The organism is Serratia sp. SM04 (assembly GCF_040280225.1).
GTDB lineage: Bacteria > Pseudomonadota > Gammaproteobacteria > Enterobacterales > Enterobacteriaceae > Serratia > Serratia sarumanii.
The window spans coordinates 242,867-260,554 of record NZ_JBEOQT010000022.1; the positions used below are offsets into that span (position 1 = coordinate 242,867).

The 17,688-nt window shown below is 57.0% G+C and carries 20 protein-coding genes and 1 pseudogene; 14 read left to right on the forward strand and 7 right to left on the reverse strand.

The window, feature by feature from the left end; genetic code table 11:
- Positions 1-2: 2 nt before the first annotated feature.
- The 9 genes and pseudogenes from ABTW55_RS21790 to ABTW55_RS21830 all read left to right on the forward strand — a co-directional run bounded on the left by ABTW55_RS21790 (position 3) and on the right by ABTW55_RS21830 (position 3,470).
- Positions 3-260, forward strand: a complete 258-nt coding sequence (locus tag ABTW55_RS21790) for a bacteriocin immunity protein (protein WP_042784274.1) — start codon at positions 3-5, stop codon at positions 258-260.
- Between the two features lie 147 nt (positions 261-407).
- Positions 408-785 (forward strand): hypothetical protein, encoded by a 378-nt coding sequence (locus tag ABTW55_RS21795; protein WP_181423080.1) that lies wholly within the window; start codon positions 408-410, stop codon positions 783-785.
- A gap of 1 nt (position 786) precedes the next feature.
- The gene (locus ABTW55_RS21800) at positions 787-1,047 is read left to right on the forward strand and encodes a bacteriocin immunity protein (RefSeq protein WP_072265005.1); all 261 of its coding nucleotides are present in this window, start codon (positions 787-789) and stop codon (positions 1,045-1,047) included.
- A gap of 173 nt (positions 1,048-1,220) precedes the next feature.
- Positions 1,221-1,560, forward strand: a pseudogene (locus ABTW55_RS21805) (HNH endonuclease signature motif containing protein).
- Position 1,561: 1 nt separating this feature from the next.
- Positions 1,562-1,819, forward strand: a complete 258-nt coding sequence (locus tag ABTW55_RS21810; RefSeq protein ID WP_060420710.1) for a bacteriocin immunity protein — start codon at positions 1,562-1,564, stop codon at positions 1,817-1,819.
- A 117-nt stretch (positions 1,820-1,936) separates the two neighbouring features.
- The gene (locus ABTW55_RS21815; protein WP_072265006.1) at positions 1,937-2,263 is read left to right on the forward strand and encodes a colicin D domain-containing protein; all 327 of its coding nucleotides are present in this window, start codon (positions 1,937-1,939) and stop codon (positions 2,261-2,263) included.
- Positions 2,264-2,268: 5 nt separating this feature from the next.
- On the forward strand, positions 2,269-2,526 hold the full coding sequence (locus ABTW55_RS21820; RefSeq protein ID WP_226873076.1) for a colicin immunity domain-containing protein: 258 nt from the start codon (positions 2,269-2,271) through the stop codon (positions 2,524-2,526).
- A gap of 237 nt (positions 2,527-2,763) precedes the next feature.
- A complete protein-coding gene (locus ABTW55_RS21825) occupies positions 2,764-3,192 on the forward strand; it encodes a colicin D domain-containing protein (protein ID WP_230122093.1) in 429 nt (142 codons plus the stop codon).
- The gene (locus tag ABTW55_RS21830; protein WP_060420716.1) at positions 3,189-3,470 is read left to right on the forward strand and encodes a colicin immunity domain-containing protein; all 282 of its coding nucleotides are present in this window, start codon (positions 3,189-3,191) and stop codon (positions 3,468-3,470) included. The genes ABTW55_RS21825 and ABTW55_RS21830 overlap by 4 nt, the downstream gene beginning before the upstream one ends.
- Before the next feature lie 420 nt (positions 3,471-3,890).
- Here the strand turns inward: ABTW55_RS21830 and ABTW55_RS21835 are convergent, their stop codons facing one another.
- The 4 genes from ABTW55_RS21835 to phoP form a co-directional block, all read right to left on the reverse strand.
- On the reverse strand, positions 3,891-4,676 hold the full coding sequence (locus ABTW55_RS21835; protein WP_060420719.1) for an ATP-grasp domain-containing protein: 786 nt from the start codon (positions 4,674-4,676) through the stop codon (positions 3,891-3,893).
- A 270-nt stretch (positions 4,677-4,946) separates the two neighbouring features.
- A complete protein-coding gene (locus ABTW55_RS21840) occupies positions 4,947-6,068 on the reverse strand; it encodes a cupin domain-containing protein (RefSeq protein WP_004941161.1) in 1,122 nt (373 codons plus the stop codon).
- Between the two features lie 84 nt (positions 6,069-6,152).
- Positions 6,153-7,610, reverse strand: coding sequence for a two-component system sensor histidine kinase PhoQ (gene phoQ / locus ABTW55_RS21845; protein WP_033638202.1), 1,458 nt, complete (start codon positions 7,608-7,610; stop codon positions 6,153-6,155).
- 5 nt (positions 7,611-7,615) lie between these two features.
- The gene (gene phoP / locus ABTW55_RS21850) at positions 7,616-8,287 is read right to left on the reverse strand and encodes a two-component system response regulator PhoP (RefSeq protein WP_033638204.1); all 672 of its coding nucleotides are present in this window, start codon (positions 8,285-8,287) and stop codon (positions 7,616-7,618) included.
- A 380-nt stretch (positions 8,288-8,667) separates the two neighbouring features.
- Between phoP and ABTW55_RS21855 the strand changes: the two genes are divergently transcribed.
- Positions 8,668-9,687, forward strand: a complete 1,020-nt coding sequence (locus ABTW55_RS21855; RefSeq protein WP_060425342.1) for an ADP-ribosylglycohydrolase family protein — start codon at positions 8,668-8,670, stop codon at positions 9,685-9,687.
- 21 nt (positions 9,688-9,708) lie between these two features.
- Here the strand turns inward: ABTW55_RS21855 and ABTW55_RS21860 are convergent, their stop codons facing one another.
- Entirely contained in the window at positions 9,709-10,473 is a 765-nt protein-coding gene (locus ABTW55_RS21860) for a GntR family transcriptional regulator (protein ID WP_060425343.1), read from the reverse strand.
- A gap of 138 nt (positions 10,474-10,611) precedes the next feature.
- On the opposite strand from ABTW55_RS21860, the gene ABTW55_RS21865 reads away from it, so the two are divergent.
- The 3 genes from ABTW55_RS21865 (at position 10,612) to ABTW55_RS21875 (ending at position 13,415) form a co-directional block, all read left to right on the forward strand.
- Complete coding sequence (locus ABTW55_RS21865) at positions 10,612-12,126, forward strand: PLP-dependent aminotransferase family protein (RefSeq protein WP_060425345.1); 1,515 nt, start codon at positions 10,612-10,614, stop codon at positions 12,124-12,126.
- Between the two features lie 115 nt (positions 12,127-12,241).
- On the forward strand, positions 12,242-12,694 hold the full coding sequence (locus ABTW55_RS21870; RefSeq protein ID WP_060425347.1) for a GNAT family N-acetyltransferase: 453 nt from the start codon (positions 12,242-12,244) through the stop codon (positions 12,692-12,694).
- Positions 12,695-12,710: 16 nt separating this feature from the next.
- A complete protein-coding gene (locus ABTW55_RS21875) occupies positions 12,711-13,415 on the forward strand; it encodes a GNAT family N-acetyltransferase (protein ID WP_041034758.1) in 705 nt (234 codons plus the stop codon).
- Between the two features lie 51 nt (positions 13,416-13,466).
- On the opposite strand, the gene purB is transcribed toward ABTW55_RS21875, so the two are convergent.
- A complete protein-coding gene (gene purB / locus ABTW55_RS21880; RefSeq protein ID WP_033638215.1) occupies positions 13,467-14,837 on the reverse strand; it encodes an adenylosuccinate lyase in 1,371 nt (456 codons plus the stop codon).
- 22 nt (positions 14,838-14,859) lie between these two features.
- Positions 14,860-15,486 carry a high frequency lysogenization protein HflD gene (gene hflD, locus ABTW55_RS21885; protein WP_033638217.1) on the reverse strand — a complete coding sequence of 209 codons (627 nt, stop codon included), beginning with the start codon at positions 15,484-15,486 and terminating at the stop codon, positions 14,860-14,862.
- A 331-nt stretch (positions 15,487-15,817) separates the two neighbouring features.
- Between hflD and kup the strand changes: the two genes are divergently transcribed.
- Positions 15,818-17,686, forward strand: coding sequence for a low affinity potassium transporter Kup (gene kup, locus ABTW55_RS21890; protein ID WP_033638219.1), 1,869 nt, complete (start codon positions 15,818-15,820; stop codon positions 17,684-17,686).
- Positions 17,687-17,688: the final 2 nt, after the last annotated feature.

Genomic DNA, 17,688 nt, shown 5'->3' on the forward strand with positions numbered 1-17,688 from the left:
TAATGGAACTGAAAAAAAACATCAGTGATTACACTGAAATTGAATTCAAAAAACTAATTGAAGCAATCATTAATTGTGACGGTGATGAGAAAACTCAAGATAACAACCTCGAGAGTTTTATCAATATTACTGAGCACCCTAGTGGTTCAGATTTGATTTATTATCCCGAAGGAAATAATAATGGAAGCCCTGAAGCCGTTATCGAAGAAATTAAGGAGTGGCGAACCAAAAATGGTAAGCCTTGCTTCAAACAAGGGTAACCGAGTTTAATCATTTTATGATTAATAAACGGTGATGAGCATTTCATCAGCGTCCAGCAAACTAGTGTTTGTTGGGCGTTTTTCGTATTTAATCAGCTCGATTAACTATTTGAAGGTGCTGCGCAGTCTAAAGTAGACTTAGGGTAAATGAGCGGAAAGGGACAGCAAGTAGGAGACGGCTGGTTGAATACAGCGGGGCAGGAACTGGGTTCCCCGGTTCCCAGCCAGATTGCGGATAAACTGCGTGGGCGAGAGTTTGCGAGCTTTGACGCGTTTCGTAAGGCGTTCTGGACTGAGGTGGGGAAAGATCCTGAGTTGAGCAAACAATTTAGAGGTAATAATCTAGAAAACTTAAAAAATGGATATTCTCCATTTAGTCCCAAATCAGAACGTGTTGGAGAAAGGGCTAGATTTGAACTTCACCACATAAGACAGATTAAAGATGGCGGCGCTGTTTATGATGTTGATAATTTAGGTGTAATGACGCCAAAACGTCATATTGATATCCATAAAGAAGGTAAATGAGATGGAAAAGAGCACTATTTCAGAATATACAGAAACTGAGTTTTTAAATTTCGTTAGAAAAATTTGCAATGTCTCTGATTATAAAACAGAAAATGATCACACTATCGCCGTTTTGAAATTTGAAAATTTAACAGAACACCCTGACGGTTCTGACCTGATTTATTATCCTAAAGATGGTCAAGATGATAGTCCTGAAGGTATTGTAAAAGAGGTCAAAGAATGGCGCGCCAAAAACGGTAAGCCCGGTTTCAAGCAGGGGTAACCGTGCGTTAAGCCGCCTTATGGTTAGTAAACACTGATGGTGATTTAAGCAACGTGCAACAAACCAGAGTTTGTTGGACGTTTTTTCGTATTTCAATCAGCTCGCCTAGCTATCTAAAGGTGCTATGAAGTTCGATGTAAACTCCGGGTAAAGTGAGCGGTAAAGGGCAGCAAGTGGGGGACGGCTGGTTGAATACAGCGGGGCAGGAACTGGGTTCCCCGGTTCCCAGCCAGATTGCGGATAAACTGCGTGGGCGGGAGTTTGCGAGCTTTGATTCTTTCAGAAGTACTTTCTGGAAAGCAGTTGTCGCAGATCCTGAGTTAAGTAAACAGTTTGGTTCTGATGACATGGAGCGTTTGAAACTGGGTCGAACTTAAAGATTCAGTAGGCAAAAGAGTTAAGTATGAGATTCATCACCGGGACGAAGTGGCGAAAGGTGGTGAAGTTTACAATGTCGATAACCTTAATGTGGTGACACCTAAGCGACATATCGAAATTCATAAAGGAAAGTAAGATGACGATTAAAAACATTTCTGACTTTACAGAGAATCAATTTATTGATTTTGTAAGGAGGATAAAAGAAGCCGATTTTCCTACAGAAGCAGAGCATGATGATGCTATTTATCAATTTGGTCAGTTAACAGAACACCCCGATGGCTGGGATCTCATCTATCATCCGGTTTCTGGCGCGGATAACTCAGCGGAAGGGGTAACTAAGACAGTTAAGGAATGGCGTGCCAAGAACGCGAAACCGGGCTTCAAACAAGGGTAACGGTGTCTAATCGTCTTATGATGATTAAACGGCAATGAGCATTTCAGCTACGCCCGGAAAACTAGCGTTTGTTGGGCTTTTTTTCGTATTTCAATCAACTAACCTAGCTATCAGAAGGTGTTACGAAGCTCACCACCTTCGGGGCGTTTTACTCGTCAGCAACTGGATAAAAAGTACAAGCACGCGAGTGACTTTGGTGTTGCGGATACCAGAAAAAACAGAGAGACTCTGGCTAAATACCGCGATGCGCTCGAGGCCCATTTGAATGATAAGGACACGGTTGAGAAAGGGACTTATAGACGAGAAAAAGGGTCTAAGGTGTTTTTCAATCCTAACACAATGAATGTTGCTGTTTTAAAAGAAAACGGCGATTTCTTATCAGGGTGGAAGATAAATCCAGACGCAGATAACGGTAGGATATATTTAGATACGGGGGATTTATGAATCGGATGGCAATTATTGATCTGGCTAAGAGTTTTCTAAGAAAAGAGGTCGGTGCATTGGAGTTCTCCGAAAAAATATGTGTAGAAAGACGTATGCTCTACGGGGTTAAGGATCAGGATAGAAACGTTATGAATTGTGGGGAAGAGCTATTTATGATAGCTGAAGTTTACAATCCTGATTCAGAACGTGCTGATTATGAACTTGATGATGCCGGATTGCGTGCCGCAGTTATAACGACACTAGAAAAATTCAATTTTATCTGAACACTTATTAGGATGGGTGCTCTAGTATATTTGAAATTATCTGGGTATTGGGGGAAGGTAAAAAGAACCGCCTTCATAGTGACAGAATAGTTAACAAAAGTGACCCTAACGCCCAATAGACGAGAGTCTATTGGGCATTTTATTTTTTCGTAACGATGGCAAGGAAGTGAAGAGCTAATTTGATAACGGTTACTCGGTTACCCTTCAAGGTCCGGCATCAGGCAGGCGGACAGCATCGTGGTCACGACCTTCCCGGCGGATGTGGTGCAGGATCTGCAAGACTTTATCCTCTGGCAGCCGGATGCGCTGGAAACCGGAGTTGAAGCTGTCTATGTGATGGTCAGTGATCCGTTGGACTCGGGGCGTTTTACGCGTCAGCAACTGGATAAGAAGTACAAGCACGCGAGTGACTTTGGTGTTGCGGACACCAGAAAAAACAGAGAGACTCTGACTCAATATCGCGATGCGCTCGAGGCCCATTTGAATGATAAGGACACGGTAGAAAAAGGGACTTACATAAGAGAGAAAGACTCCAAAGTCTTTTTTAACTCAAGGACCAATAATGTTGTTGTAATTAGACGTGATGGATATTTCTCGACGGGAATGAAATTAAGCCCTGGGACGCCACAGTATAAAAACTATATGGAAAAAGGAGTGTTGTTATGAGTATGAGGTTGATTGAAATCGCGCAGGCATTACTCGACTCTAAATTAACCGCTGATGAGTATGAGTCACAGTATCTTAATGTGTGGAGAAAAGAACGCGATGACGGGACATTAAGAAAAGATAGTAATGATGTTGGGTATTGTGCAGCAGAGCTTTTCAGCTTGGCTGATTGCTATACATCTTCTCCAAATCGGGATGGTAGCGATTTGGATGAGAATGAACTCAAGATAGAGGTAAAAAAAACGCTTGGGAAGTATAATTTCCTCAAAAAAGAGTAAGTTCTATATATTTTGTAAATAAATAGACACGCTCTCCCATCATGACGATGAGAAAGAGGGTTTTCTTAGCACCCAGTAAAGAAAGTTTATTGGGTGCTTTTACCTACTCATGTTTGCTTATGGTGGGCATTAGTATTGTAGTCCGATATTCTAATATTGCTGATTTAGATGCGTCGAGACGTTAGCTTATCTGGAAATCTACAGTGATAGATGCTGTCAGGTCAGAAAGAATGTCCTTTTAACATAGCGCATTTTTATTTTTTGGCACTAGCAACCCCTATGCATACGGGGACGGTAGTGACATCAAATATCGATAACGTACAGCGAATCAGATGGCCTGCATCACCCCGGTTATTCACATGATGGAGGTTTTTTTGGATACGCTGACCTTACTTATAGCCACTCGAATTTAATGGGGTGTTAACCGCCCGCTATACAAAATGCAGTAACCAGGTCTGCAACGTTCCACTCTTTGGTATCCGATACCTGACCATCGCCTATTTCGATTAGGCGCAATTCGCCATTGGCATTTTTGGCGATATCGATCGAATAAAAAGGCGTTTTAATACGCGATGCGATCTGATGAACGATATCAGGTATTTCGCCATCGGCGGAAAAAACCTGGCCGTTTAGCGAAAAGTATCGGCGCTCACTGTCGTCAATCAAGTTTTCAAAGCGTCTTAAGCTAACGCCGCCTTCAAGCTCCCCTCGGTAATGCGCAATCAGTTTAATAACCTCTCTGATTTCGGCGGCATTGTGAGCTACCGAGCCTCGGGATGTGGTCAGCGATTTCACATAATCCTTAACAAAGTAGGCGGGCCAACAAAGTTGGGTGACCAGAGTGTCGAAATCGGTATCAGCCGTGGCGAGCACGGTCTCTGCGGTATATGACTTACATGGCTCATACCAGCCGGTTATATGGTGATTACGCAAATAGTCATCCGGGGATTCAAGCATTTCCCCTCCATTAGCTGCTACCGTACGGTGCAGTTGGCGATACTCCTCTGCATTCAGCATCCAACCACGCCAGATTACCGGTATGCCTGGTTCAAAGCGGCCCGAAAAACGGGTTTTTCCTAATGCTGCGGCTTCTGAGGAAAGTAGAAAGCAGCGTATTCCTCTATCTTTGACGCAGGTAAATTCCTCGGCAAAATTTTCATCCGGTCTGCCTAGGTTTGAATAATCATCAGGATAAATAATTTGCATGGATAACACCTTGTATTAATTAGTATTGTAAATAATTCAGTGAATGGCATTAAAAATAACGTCAGTGGGGCTGAGAAGCAATGGTTTGTTTGATTTTATGTGGTACGCATTACTTTCAAAATAATAATAATAGGGGTATTCGTGTGGTGGATAAATTGAGGTCTTGATAGAAACGTATTGTTGAGGGCGGGCCAGCTTTTTCCCCCTAAAGAAAAGGCCCGCATAAGCGGGCCGGTAGACATATTCAGTAGGCGCCGTCGCCCCGAGAACTCAGTCGTTAAAGTACCAATAGCCGCTGTTGACCAGTGCGGTCAGCAGCGCCAGGAACGACGGGTCGTCCACCGCGTCGCCGAGCAGGGCGGCGTCGACGCTGAAGTGCTGGCAAAGGGCGTCTGCTGCCTGCAACTGGTCGGTGTCGATCAGCTCGCCGTTGACGAAGCAGCGATCGCCGACGCGCAGCACGCGCAACCCGCCCAGGCGCTGCAGCGCTTCACCCTGCTGCAGCAGCTCGTAGATTTCCCCGGCCTGATACGGCGGCTCCGGCGGCGCCAGATCCAGCTCGTGGCGCGACTGGGAGATGAACTCGCCGAACCAGTGCTGGAAGTGTTCCGGCTGTTGCACCAGATCCAGCATCATCTGCCGTAAGGCGTCCACTTCCTGCGGCAGGATCTCCGCCGGGTGTTCGCGCAGTTTAACGTCCGGATCGCCGTAGCGTTTGCTGCCCAGCTCGCGCGCCAGCACGTAGTCGGCGAAGCCGCTCACCAGCTCGCGGCCGTTCGGCGCGCGGAAGCCCACCGAATAGTTGAGCGCGTTTTCCAGCGCGTAGCCTTCATGCGGGAAGCCCGGCGGAATGTAGAGAATGTCGCCCGGCTCCATCTCTTCGTCGATGATGGCGTCGAACGGCTCCACCTGCAGCAGATCCGGGTGCGGGCAGTGCTGTTTCAGCGGCGTTTTTTCCCCGACGCGCCAGCGGCGGCGGCCGGTGCCCTGAATGATGAACACGTCGTACTGATCGAGGTGCGGGCCGACGCCGCCGCCCGGTACCGAGAAGGAGATCATCAGGTCATCCATCCGCCAGTCCGGCAGCTGGCGGAACGGGCGCATCAGCGCCGCGGAAGGCTCATGCCAGTGGTCCACCGCCTGCACCAGCAGCGACCAGTTGTTTTCGCTCAGGTGATCGAAGCTCTCGAAGGGGCCGTGCGCGACCTGCCAACGGCCGTCCTGGTGGCTGACCAGGCGGCTGTCCACTTCGTTTTCCATCGCCAGCCCGGCCAGCTCATCCGGGGAGATCGGATCGATAAAGTTTTTGAAGCCGCGCTTCAGAATCACCGGACGCTTTTGCCAATAACGTTGCAAAAAATCGTTCCAGTCCAGGTCTAATTGATAATCCATGTTCTATTCCAGGAGAGAGGAGTGAGCCTGTGTGCGATTATAACGGAAGTTTGGCCCCGTGGATCGGGGCCGCAGCGGCATAATTTACTCGTTGTGGTGGGTGTCGTGCTGGCGGGCGAAGGTGACCTGCATGCGCGCGCCGCCGAGCGGGCTGTCGCTGATGACGATTTCGCCGTCGTACTGCTCGATGATCTCCGCCGCCACCGACAAACCCAGGCCCTGGCCGGGGCGCAGAGTATCCACCCGCTGGCCGCGCTGGAAGATCAGCTGGCGCTTGCTTTCCGGGATCCCCGGGCCGTCGTCGTCGATAACGATGGTGAGGTTTTTCTCGGAGTGCAGCGAGGTGATCTCCACGAACTCCAGGCAGTATTTGCAGGCGTTTTCCAACACGTTGCCCATCACTTCCATAAAGTCGTTTTTCTCGCCCATAAAGGTCACTTCCGGCGAGATGTCCAGCGTGATCACCACCCCTTTGCGCTGATAAACCTTATTCAGCGCCACCACCAGGCTGTCGAGCAGCGCCGGCACCGAATGGATCTCGCGCGTCAGCACCGTCTGGCCGGAGTTGATGCTGGCTCGGTGCAGGTAGTAACCGATTTGCTGCGAGATGCGCCCGATCTGATCCAGCATGATCGGCTCGGCTTCTTCGATGGTGGTCTGCTTGCCGCTGCGCAGTGAGCGCAGGGTGCTTTGCAGCACCGCCAGCGGCGTTTTCAGGCTGTGGGTCAAATCCGACAGGGTAGTGCGGTACTTGGTGTAGCGCTGGCGTTCGTTGCGCACCAGAATGTTCAGATTGCGCACCAGCCCGCGCAGCTCGCTGGGCGGGTTCTCATCCAGCTGATCGCGTTCGCCGTTCTCCAGCTCGCCCACCTGATTGACCAGCGCCTTGATCGGCCGCAGGCTCCAGTAGGCCGCCAGCCACAGCAGCGGCACCACCAGCAGCAGGTTGGCCAACAGCACGTAGCTGAACCACTCCCACACCACGTCAGATCGCTGCAGCTCCTGCGGAATGCTGTCGACCACCACGATGGTCAGCGCCGGCAGGCGAGGCGTGGCGGCATAGGTATTGACCGCCACCGAGTGGGTCAGCGCGTTCTGATCGGTATCGTCGTAATTCTTCAGCTGATCCTGCGCTTTGGGGTTGTCCCCCAGCACTTCGCTACTGACGCGGGTGTCGGTGTCGATTTCGTAAAAGCCGGACTCCTCCAGCCATTCCTTGTTGATCAGCTTCTCCAGCTCCGGCACCTTGCGCTGGCTCCACAGCAGGTTGCCTTTATCGTCGTAGATAAATACCAGCGTCGGGAAGTTGAGATCGATATCGGGGGGAATGGCGATGGTGAGCTTGTTGTCTTTCCACTGCGCCAGACTGAAAAACAGGTTGCTCTCGCCGCGCAGCAGGCGGAAGGCGGTTTTGTCGAAGCTGACGATATAGCCGACGACCGCCACCAAACCGTAAGAGAGCGACAGCGCCAGGATCACCCCGGCGGTCGCCATCAGGAAGCGGGCACGCAGCGAAAACGGTTTTTTATTCTTGTTGAACATTATGTTCACTTCGCGTCAAAACGATAGCCCTGGCCACGTACCGTGGTGATCACTTCATGCGGGTATTCCGCCTGCACCTTCTTGCGCAAGCGGCCCATCAGCACGTCGATGGTGTGGCTTTCGCGCAGCTCGGCGTCCGGGTAGAGCTGCAGCATCAACGAATCCTTGCTCACCACCTTGCCGGCGTTGCGGATCAGGGTTTCGATGATGGTGTATTCAAAGGCGGTCAGCTTGATTTGCCGATCGTTGACGCTCAGTTCGCGGCGCGACAGATCGATCTGGAACGGCGGCAGCACGATCACCTGCGAAGCCAGGCCGCTGTTGCGGCGCATCAGCGCCTGCATGCGGGCGATCACTTCTTCCAGGTGGAACGGCTTGGTGACATAGTCGTCGGCGCCGGCTTCCAGCACCGCCACTTTGTCCTGCCAGCTTTCGCGGGCGGTCAGCACCAGGATCGGCAGCTTGGCCTGGTGCGCGCGCCAGCGGCGGATCAGGCTCAGGCCGTCTTCACCCGGCAGGCCGAGATCGACGATGGCGATATCCGGCGCGTGCTCTTGCAGGAAGTAATCGGCTTCCTTGGCGTCTTCGGCCGCGTCGACCTGATGGCCCATCTCGCGCATCTGAACGGAAAGGTGGTGGCGCAGCAGACCATTATCTTCAACAACCAGTACTCGCATGGCGAACTCCTGTGACTATGCGGGTGAACGTCCTGTCACCCACGCGATAAAAAGGGAACACGCTCTGCGGCGTGTCAGGGGATAACGCGGCCACCTGAACCATGTTGACAAAAAGTGCTGAGGCTATGGTAGGTATAACCCGCCCGGCTCGCAAGAGAGCCGAAGCAATGTATTAAAATAAGCGTTATCAATTTGTTCGCCGACATTATCGACAAGTTCTGATAAACGTCGGATAAACAGCGGCGGGGCGACGTTAAACGCAACTTAAACGCGCTGGGCATTGCCCGCGGAAAGAACGTGTGAGCCGGGGCGCTTGATAAGCTTTAAAGGTACTAATAAGGTATTATTGAGGCATCGGCACATTTTCTCAGGAGCGACGGATGAAGCAGTTAACCCAGGCGGAACGCATAGCGGGCGCACTTTACGGACAGATGCTGGGCGACGCGCTCGGCATGCCTTCCGAGCTGTGGCCGCGCGAGCGGGTTAAGCGCCACTTCGGCTGGATAGACGGCTTTCTCGACGGGCCGGCGGAGAACACCGCCGCCTGTTATTTCAAGGCCGGGCAATATACCGACGATACCGCGATGGCATTGGCGTTGGCCGATGCGCTGGTGGAGGCGCAAGGCGAGGTGGTGCCGGAGCTGATCGCCCGCAACGTGATCCGCTGGGTGGACGGTTTTGACGCTTTCAACAAGAACATTCTTGGCCCCAGTTCCAAACTGGCGCTGAGCGAGCAAAAAGCGGGCACGCCGATCGCCGAGTTGGAAAACAACGGCATCACCAACGGTGCGGCGATGCGCATTTCGCCTTTGGGCTGCGTGCTGCCTTCCGCGCCGCTGGAGGATTTCTGCCAGCAGGTGTGGCTGGCCTGCAGCCCGACGCACAAATCCGACATCGCCGTCGCCGGTGCCGTGGCGATCGCCTGGGCCGTCGCGCGGGCGGTGGAAGGGGCTGACTGGGCCTCCATTCGCCTGGCGTTGCCGGAGGTGGCGGAGTATGCCCAGCGCCGGCAGGAGACGACGTTCAGCCCTTCGCTGGCGGCGCGCATCGAACTGGCGTTTCAGGTGGTGGATGAAGCCACCGACACCGAGCAGGCCTCCGAGCGGGTATATCAGCTGATCGGCGCTGGGGTGAGCACCATCGAGTCGGTACCCGCAGCGCTGGCGATGGTGCAGCTGGCGCAAACCGATCCTACCCGGTGCGCCGTGCTGTGCGCCAACCTGGGCGGCGATACCGACACCATCGGCGCGATGGCCACCGCGGTTTGCGGCGCGCTGCACGGCGCCGAGGCGATTGAGCCGGGGCTGCTGGCGGAGTTAAAACGGGTGAATCCGCTGGATATCGGGGCTTACGTTCAGGCGTTTGCGCGTTTTCGCCGCCGCCGGCAGGGCGAGGCGTAAGCCGCCGCGTGACGCAACGGGTCAGCTTTCGCTGGTAAATTCGTACATGTCGCTGCGGCAGAAGCTTTCACTGTATTCGATCGGCTTTTTTTGGTGGTCGAACAGCGTTTGGCGCACGATCAGCAGCGGCATCGGCTCCGAGAGCCGCAGCGCCTGACGGATATCGTCGTCGGCCATCGCGGCGCTGACCTGGCTGCGCAGCGATCCCATCTCCACCTTATTGCGCCGGAAGTAATCGTACAGCGAGATGCCGATCTCGTCGACGTTGGCAATCGCCGTCACCACTACGTAGGACACCGCCACCGACATTGGCCGCCGATCGATCAGGTGAATGCGTTTGAGCTGGTAGATCGGCGTTCCGGCCGCCAGCTGGAGCTTTTCAGCCAGTTCAGCGCCGGCGGGTATCCGTTCGCGGCTGATCCACTGCGTATCCGGCCGGCGCCCCTGCTGTATTACCTCGCGTGAGAATCCTTTGACGTCCGCCAATGAATAGAACAGCTTCGGCTTGGGCCGCTGCGGTTGGATAAAGGTGCCGTAGCCGCGCGAACGGCCGATGATGCCGTCCTGCTCGAGGCAGGCCAGCGCCTTGCGCACCGTGATGCGCGAGATGCCAAGCCGTTCGGTGAACAGGCGCTCGCTGGGCAAAAAATCCCCCGCATTCAGCAACCCCTGCTCGATGGCCTGGCGCACCGAGGCGTTGAAGCGCAAATACAGCGGCATCGCGCCCGCGCTGGCCAGATCCTGCTGCAGTTTGTCCAGCAGACGCTGGTTGGTCTCCTTGCTCATAGCCGACGGAAGTCCTGTAGCCGCAATGCGATGGCTTATTTAAGGGGATTTCGCCGGGCAGCGCAACTGCTGCCGCCGCTGGGAGGAAATGAGGTAGAGTAGTGCGTCGGCCCCTGAGCCAGGAGAAACAAATACCCCATGAGCGATACCCCACGACACGCGGACGACGCGGCGATCCTGGCCGCCTTCGCGCAGCAGCGGCGGCAAGGTCTGACCCGGCGTTCGGCGCTGCATCAGGCCCTGATACAACTAATCGCCGCCGGAGAACTGGCCTGGCGGACGCAGCTGCCGCCGAGCCGTGCGTTGGCGGCCCGGCTGACGGTGGCGCGCGACACGGTGGAACAGACCTACGCGCGGCTGGAAGCGGAGGGGTTCATCAGCCGAACGGTGGGGCGCGGCAGCTTTGTGCGTTATCGCTGCGACACGCTGCTCGGCCGTGAACTGCTGGCGACGGCGGCGGGGCAAGAGGCGCGGCTGGCGGAGCGCGAGCTGAGCGATCGCGGCCGGGCGCTGCTGGCGGTCAGCCATACGCCGCACACCAGCCGCCAGGCTTCGCTGACGCCTTCGCTGGCGGACCTGCGGGCGTTTCCCATCGAGCAATGGCTGCAGCAGGAAAAGCAGGCGCTACGGCGGCACGGCGAGCGGCTGTTGGGGTATGCCGATCCGCAAGGGTTGCCGGAGCTGCGCGCGGAGATCGCGCGCTATCTGCAGCGGGAGCGGGGCGTGAAGGCGACGGCGGAACAGGTGATCGTGGTGACCAGCTCTCAGCAGGCGTTGGCGCTGTGTACCCAGGTGCTGTTCGATCCCGGCGATGCGGTGTTCGTCGAAGAGCCGGGTTACCAGGGGGCGAAAAAGCTGGTGCAGTCGGCGGGGCTGCAGGCGCGGCCGATCGGCATCGACGAGCAGGGATTGGACGTCGGGCAGTTGATGCAGGCCTCGGGCGGCGGACGGGGCGTTTACATCACGCCGTCCCATCACTACCCGCTGGGGTATTCGCTGAGCCTCGAGCGGCGGCTGGCGCTGCTGCAGTGGGCGCAGCGGCAGCGGGCCTGGATCATCGAAGACGACTACGACGCCGAGTTCAACTATGACCGGCAAACCAAGGCGGCATTGCAGGGGCTGGACAGCGGCGGGCGCACGCTGTACATCGGCACCTTCAGCAAGACGCTGTTTCCGGGGCTGCGCATCGGTTTCATGATCGCGCCGCCGCAGTTGGTGCGGCCATTGGTCGCCGCCAGGCAGTTTCAGGACGGCTACACGTCGGCGCTGGCGCAGATGACGCTGTTCCACTTCCTGCACGAGGGCGGCTACGCCGAGCATCTGCGTAATATGCGCACGCTGTACAAGGCGCGGCTGGACGCGCTGTACGACGCGGTGCATCGTCACCTGGCGGCCTGGACGCGCCCGGCGCTGCCGCAGGGCGGGCTGCAGCTGGTTTGCCCGTTGGCGGATGCGGCGACGGAGCGGCGGCTGGTGGCGGCGGCCGCCGAGCGGGGGATTCGGCTGTACGGCCTGGCGGACTTCTACACCGGCACGCCGCAGCGCGGGGCGTTGGTGCTCGGCTTCTCGGCCTATACGCCGGATGAGATCGTGCGCTTTATCGCGACGCTGGCGCAGGTGTTCAACGCGCTGTCGGTGGCAAGCGACGGCTAAAATTGGTCTGCTCTGCGTTTTGAATTGGTCCGTATTGCACCGCCGCCGTGCGGTGTATTCTGCCGCTATCCGATTATTTCCCTAATGGAAATAATATCTTACTCCGTGAGGCGCTATGAACCTATCCAACCCTGAAGTGACTATCCGCAGAATCAATGGCGACGACAAAGCGCAATGGCTGGCGCTGTGGCAGGGCTATCTCGATTTTTACCGCGCCGACGTGGCGCCACAGGTGACCGATCGCACCTTCGAACGCCTGGGGCAGGATGAACAGGTGTACGGGCTGGTGGCGCAGGATGCCGACGGCCAACTGCTGGGGCTGATGAACCTGGTGTTCCATCCGTCCACCTGGAGCGCGGTCGGCTATTGTTATATCGAGGATCTCTATGTGTCGCCGCAGGCGCGCGGCCACAAGGTGTCGGAAAAGCTGTTCGAACAGGCGTATCGCTTGGCAGAGACGCGCGGCAGCGATCGGGTCTACTGGATGACCCAGGAGTACAACGCGCCGGCGCGTTCGCTGTACGACAAAATCGGCAGAAGAAGCTCGTTTATCGTTTATACCCGTTAATCGCAGGAGGGCGTTTATGGCAATGAATCGTTATGGTCAGCCGATCGGGGAACCGATGCCGGATTGGCAGCCGGCTCGCCGCCCCGGCGGCGCGACGCTCGGCGGGCGTTTCTGTTCGCTGGCGCCGCTCGAGCCGCAGCGGGATTACGCCGCGCTGTTCGAGGCGTTTCAGCTGGCGCCGGACGGCCGCGACTGGACCTATCTGTCTATCGAACGGCCCGATACGCCGGCGGCGATGTTGCAGCATCTGGAGACGCTGCAGGCCAACCCGGCGCTGGTTAATCTGACGGTGTTCGACGCCGCCAGCGATGCGCCGGTGGGCACGGTGGCGCTGATGCGCATCGACGAAGCCAACGGGGTGCTGGAGATCGGCCACGTCAGCTGGTCGCCGTTGATGAAACAGCGCTCCAGCGCCACCGAAGCCATCGCGCTGCTGCTGCGCTATGCCTTCGACACGCTGGGCTACCGCCGCTGCGAGTGGAAGTGCGACAGTCATAACGCGCCGTCGCGCCAGGCCGCGCTGCGCTTTGGCTTTCGCTACGAGGGCAACTTCCGCTTCGCGGTGATCGTCAAGGGGCGCAGCCGGGATACCGACTGGTTCGCCATCACCGCCGACCGCTGGCCGACGGTGCGGCAGGCGCTGGCGCGCTGGCTGAGTGCGGACAACTTCGATGCGCAGGGGCGGCAGATAGCCCGGCTGCAGGTGCTGCGCGGCGAATAGCAAAGAAAAAGGCGGCCCGCAGGCCGCCTTGGCGTTGTCAGGCTAAAGCGCTTATTTCAGCTCGTCGACCATGGTGGTGGCGCGGCCGATGTAGTTGGCCGGGGTCATCGCCTTCAGACGGGTTTTCTCTTCTTCCGGCAGCGCCAGGCCATCGATGAACGCCTGCATGCCGGCGGCGTCCACGCGCTTGCCGCGGGTCAGCTCTTTCAGTTTCTCGTAAGGCTTCTCGATGCCGTAGCGGCGCATCACGGTCTGGATCGGCTCGGCCAGCACTTCCCAGTTGTGATCCAGTTCGTCCAGCAGGTGCGCCTGGTTCACTTCCAGCTTGCTGATGCCTTTCAGGGTGGCCTGATAGGCGATCAGCGCGTAGCCCAGGCCTACGCCCAGATTACGCAGCACGGTGGAGTCGGTCAGGTCGCGCTGCCAGCGGGACACCGGCAGTTTGCCCGCCAGGTGGCCCAGCACGGCGTTGGCCAGGCCCAGGTTGCCTTCGGAGTTTTCGAAGTCGATCGGGTTGACCTTGTGCGGCATGGTGGAAGAACCGATTTCGCCGGCGATGGTCTTCTGCTTGAAGTGGTTCAGGGCGATGTAGCCCCAGATGTCGCGGTCGAAGTCGATCAGAATGGTGTTGAAACGCGCTACGCAGTCGAACAGCTCGGCGATGTAGTCATGCGGCTCGATCTGGGTGGTGTACGGGTTCCAGGTGATGCCGAGCGAGGTCACGAACGCTTCGCTGAACTGATGCCAGTCCACTTCCGGGTAAGCGACGATGTGGGCGTTGTAGTTGCCGACCGCGCCGTTGATTTTACCCATGATCTCCACGCGCTCCAGCTGGCGGTACTGGCGCTCCATGCGGTAAGCCACGTTGGCGAATTCTTTGCCGACGGTCGACGGGGTCGCCGGCTGGCCGTGGGTGCGCGACAGCAGCGGAATATCGCGGTATTCCAGCGCCAGCCCTTTCAGCGCGTCGATGATCTTGCGCCAGTAAGGCAGCACCACGTCCTGACGGGCGCTTTGCAGCATCAGCGCATGCGACAGGTTGTTGATGTCTTCGGAGGTGCAGGCGAAGTGGATGAACTCGGACACCGCGTGCAGCGCAGGCACCGCCGCCACTTTTTCCTTCAGGAAATACTCGACCGCTTTCACGTCGTGGTTGGTGGTGCGCTCGATGGTTTTGATGCGCTGAGCGTCTTCTTCATTGAATTCCGCGACGATTTTGTCGAGGAAAGCGTTTGCGTCGGCGTCAAAAGCGGGAACTTCCTTGATTTCTGCGCAGGCCGCCAGTTTTTGCAGCCAACGTACTTCAACCTGTACGCGGAATTTCAGCAGACCGTATTCGCTGAAAATGGGGCGCAGTGCGCTGACTTTATCACCGTAGCGTCCATCAACGGGGGAAACGGCGGTCAGTGAGGATAATTCCATCGGTAGCAACTCCTGGGATCGATTAACAATGAGCAACGATATTTTGCGCCTGTTTGAACAGACGATTACGGGAAAACATTAACTGCAGGCGGCTGCCGCCGACCTGTTGCCACAGCACGGCGGCGCGAATGCCGGCCAGCAGCGTGGCGCGAACCTTGGCCTGCACCTGCGGGTTCTGCAAGATAGCCGGCGAGCCGGTCACCTGGATGCGCGGCCCGAGCGGGCTGACCACGTCGACGTAAATGCCGGCCAGCGCGCTGATGATGGTGTCCGACTCAAGATCGAAGTGCGCCAGCTGGCGTTCGAGCTGGCTGAGGCGTTCACCGAGCGTGTTCATCGCCTGTTTGTTGGCGTTGAGCTTGCGCTCCAGCACCATCAGGCTGATGGTGTAGCGGGTCAGTTCCGCGCCCGGCCCTTTGTTGTTGGCGTTAAGCACGCCCATCAGGGTTTCGAGGCCGACCATCAAATTGCGTTCTTCACCGCCGAACACCGCCAGCGTGGAGGGCGGGTCCATCTGCAGCAGGCTTTTCAGCGAGGTCTGAAAGGCTTCGCGGTTGCATTGCCCTTCATGGGCCAACTGCTGAACCAAACGCGCCGACTGGCTGATACCCGCCATGGCCAGCGTGATGTCATAATAATTCTTCGCCACGATTACTCCTGTAAACGCTGTGAACGGTACATGGCTTACTGCATAAGGTTGTGTGTATCGCAGGGGTAACGGCGGCGGCCGCGAACGGTAACGAACGGGCGTGGCTGTAACAACGATGACAACGAATGCCGCGGATCATGCCACAAAATCGAGGCTAAACCCAGCGTCTAATACGCCCGAGACGAGGCGGAGGCGCCGTACGCCGCAGAACTGCGCAGACAGGCGGCGAAAATCGCCGGCGCGGCGGTGCGAACTTATTGTTGCGGCGGCAAATAAAGTGCGGCGGCTGCATCTATACTGCCAACGTGAGCCCTCAAATAAAGATCTTCATATGCACGTAAAAAACAAGCAGCCGCTGCCGGCGGTAACGCTGGCGGCCATCGGCGTGGTGTACGGCGATATCGGCACCAGCCCGCTGTATACCCTGCGCGAATGCCTGACGGCGGAGGAGGGCATCACCATGACGCCGGCCTCAATCTACGGCTTTTTGTCGCTGATTTTCTGGCTGCTGACGCTGGTGGTGTCCATTAAATACATTTGTTTCGTGATGCGCGCCGACAACGACGGCGAGGGCGGGATCCTGACGCTGATGTCGCTGGCGATCCGCAGGCTGGATGCGCGCTGGGTGCCGGCGGCGGTGCTGATCGGGCTGGTGGGCGGCAGCTTCTTTTACGGCGACGGGGTGATCACCCCGGCCATTTCGGTGCTTTCGGCCATCGAGGGGCTGCAGATTATCGCCCCCGAACTGGACAGCTTTATCGTGCCGCTGTCGCTGCTGGTGCTGACCGCGTTGTTCGCGATACAAAAGCGCGGCACCGGCAGCGTCGGCAAACTGTTCGCCCCGGCGATGGTTATCTGGTTCCTGACGCTCGCGCTGCTGGGCATCGGCGGCATTCTGCAGCACCCTGGCGTGCTGCGGGCGCTGAACCCTTACTGGGCGGTGAATTTCTTCCTCGAATACAAGACGGTGTCGTTCTTTGCGCTGGGCATGGTGGTGCTGTCGGTCACCGGCGCCGAAGCGCTGTACGCTGATATGGGCCACTTCGGTAAAAAGCCGATCCGTCTGGCGTGGTTTACGCTGGTGGCGCCGGCGCTGGTGCTGAACTACTTCGGCCAGGGGGCGCTGCTGCTGACCAATCCGGCGGCGATCAACAACCCGTTCTTCCTGCTGGCGCCGACCTGGGCGCTGATCCCGCTGCTGGTGATCGCCACGCTGGCGACGGTGATCGCCTCGCAGGCGGTAATCTCCGGCGTGTTCTCGCTGACGCGCCAGGCGGTGCGGCTGGGCTACCTGCCGCCGATGCGCATCATCTATACCTCCGATCAGGAGTCCGGGCAGATCTACATTCCGGTGGTGAACTGGCTGCTGTTCGCGGCGGTGCTGATCGTGATTATCAGTTTCAAACACTCCAGCAACCTGGCCTCGGCTTACGGCATCGTGGTGACCGGCACCATGCTGCTGTCGTCGATTTTGCTGAGCATCGTGGCGGTGAAAAACTGGGGCTGGCCGCGCGCGCTGGGCGGGCTGATGCTGCTGATCATGCTGTGCATCGACGTACCGCTGTTCGGCGCCAACCTGATCAAGCTGGCGACCGGCGGCTGGCTGCCGGTGGTGCTTGGGCTGATGATTCTGCTGATCATGCTGACCTGGAAGACCGAGCGTTCGCGTCTGATCCGCCGGCTGCGCGACAACCAGGAGGGGCTGAGCGCGCTGATCGAGTCGCTGGAGGAGGCGCCGCCGAAGCGGGTGCCGGGCACCGCGGTGTTTATGGAGCGCACGCCGCACGCGGTGCCGCTGGTGCTGTTGCATAACCTGAAGCACAACAAGGTGCTGCATGAGCGCGTGGTGCTGCTGACCATCGTCACCACCGACATGCCGTACGTGCATAACGTGCAGCGGGTGGCGATCGAACAGCTGTCGGCGAGTTTCTGGCGGGTGGTGGCGAGCTACGGCTGGCGCGAGACGCCCAACGTCACGGACATCCTTTACCGCTGTGGGTTGGAGGGGATGAGCTTCACCATGAACGAGACCTCGTTCTTTATGTCGCGCGATACGCTGGTGCTGGGCAAGCGGCCCTGGTATTTGCGCGTGCGCGGCAAGGTGTTCCAGCTGTTGCAGCGCAATGCGCTGCGCGCGCCGGATCTGTTCGAAATCCCGCCGAATCGGGTGATCGAACTGGGGGCGCAGGTGGAATTTTGAAT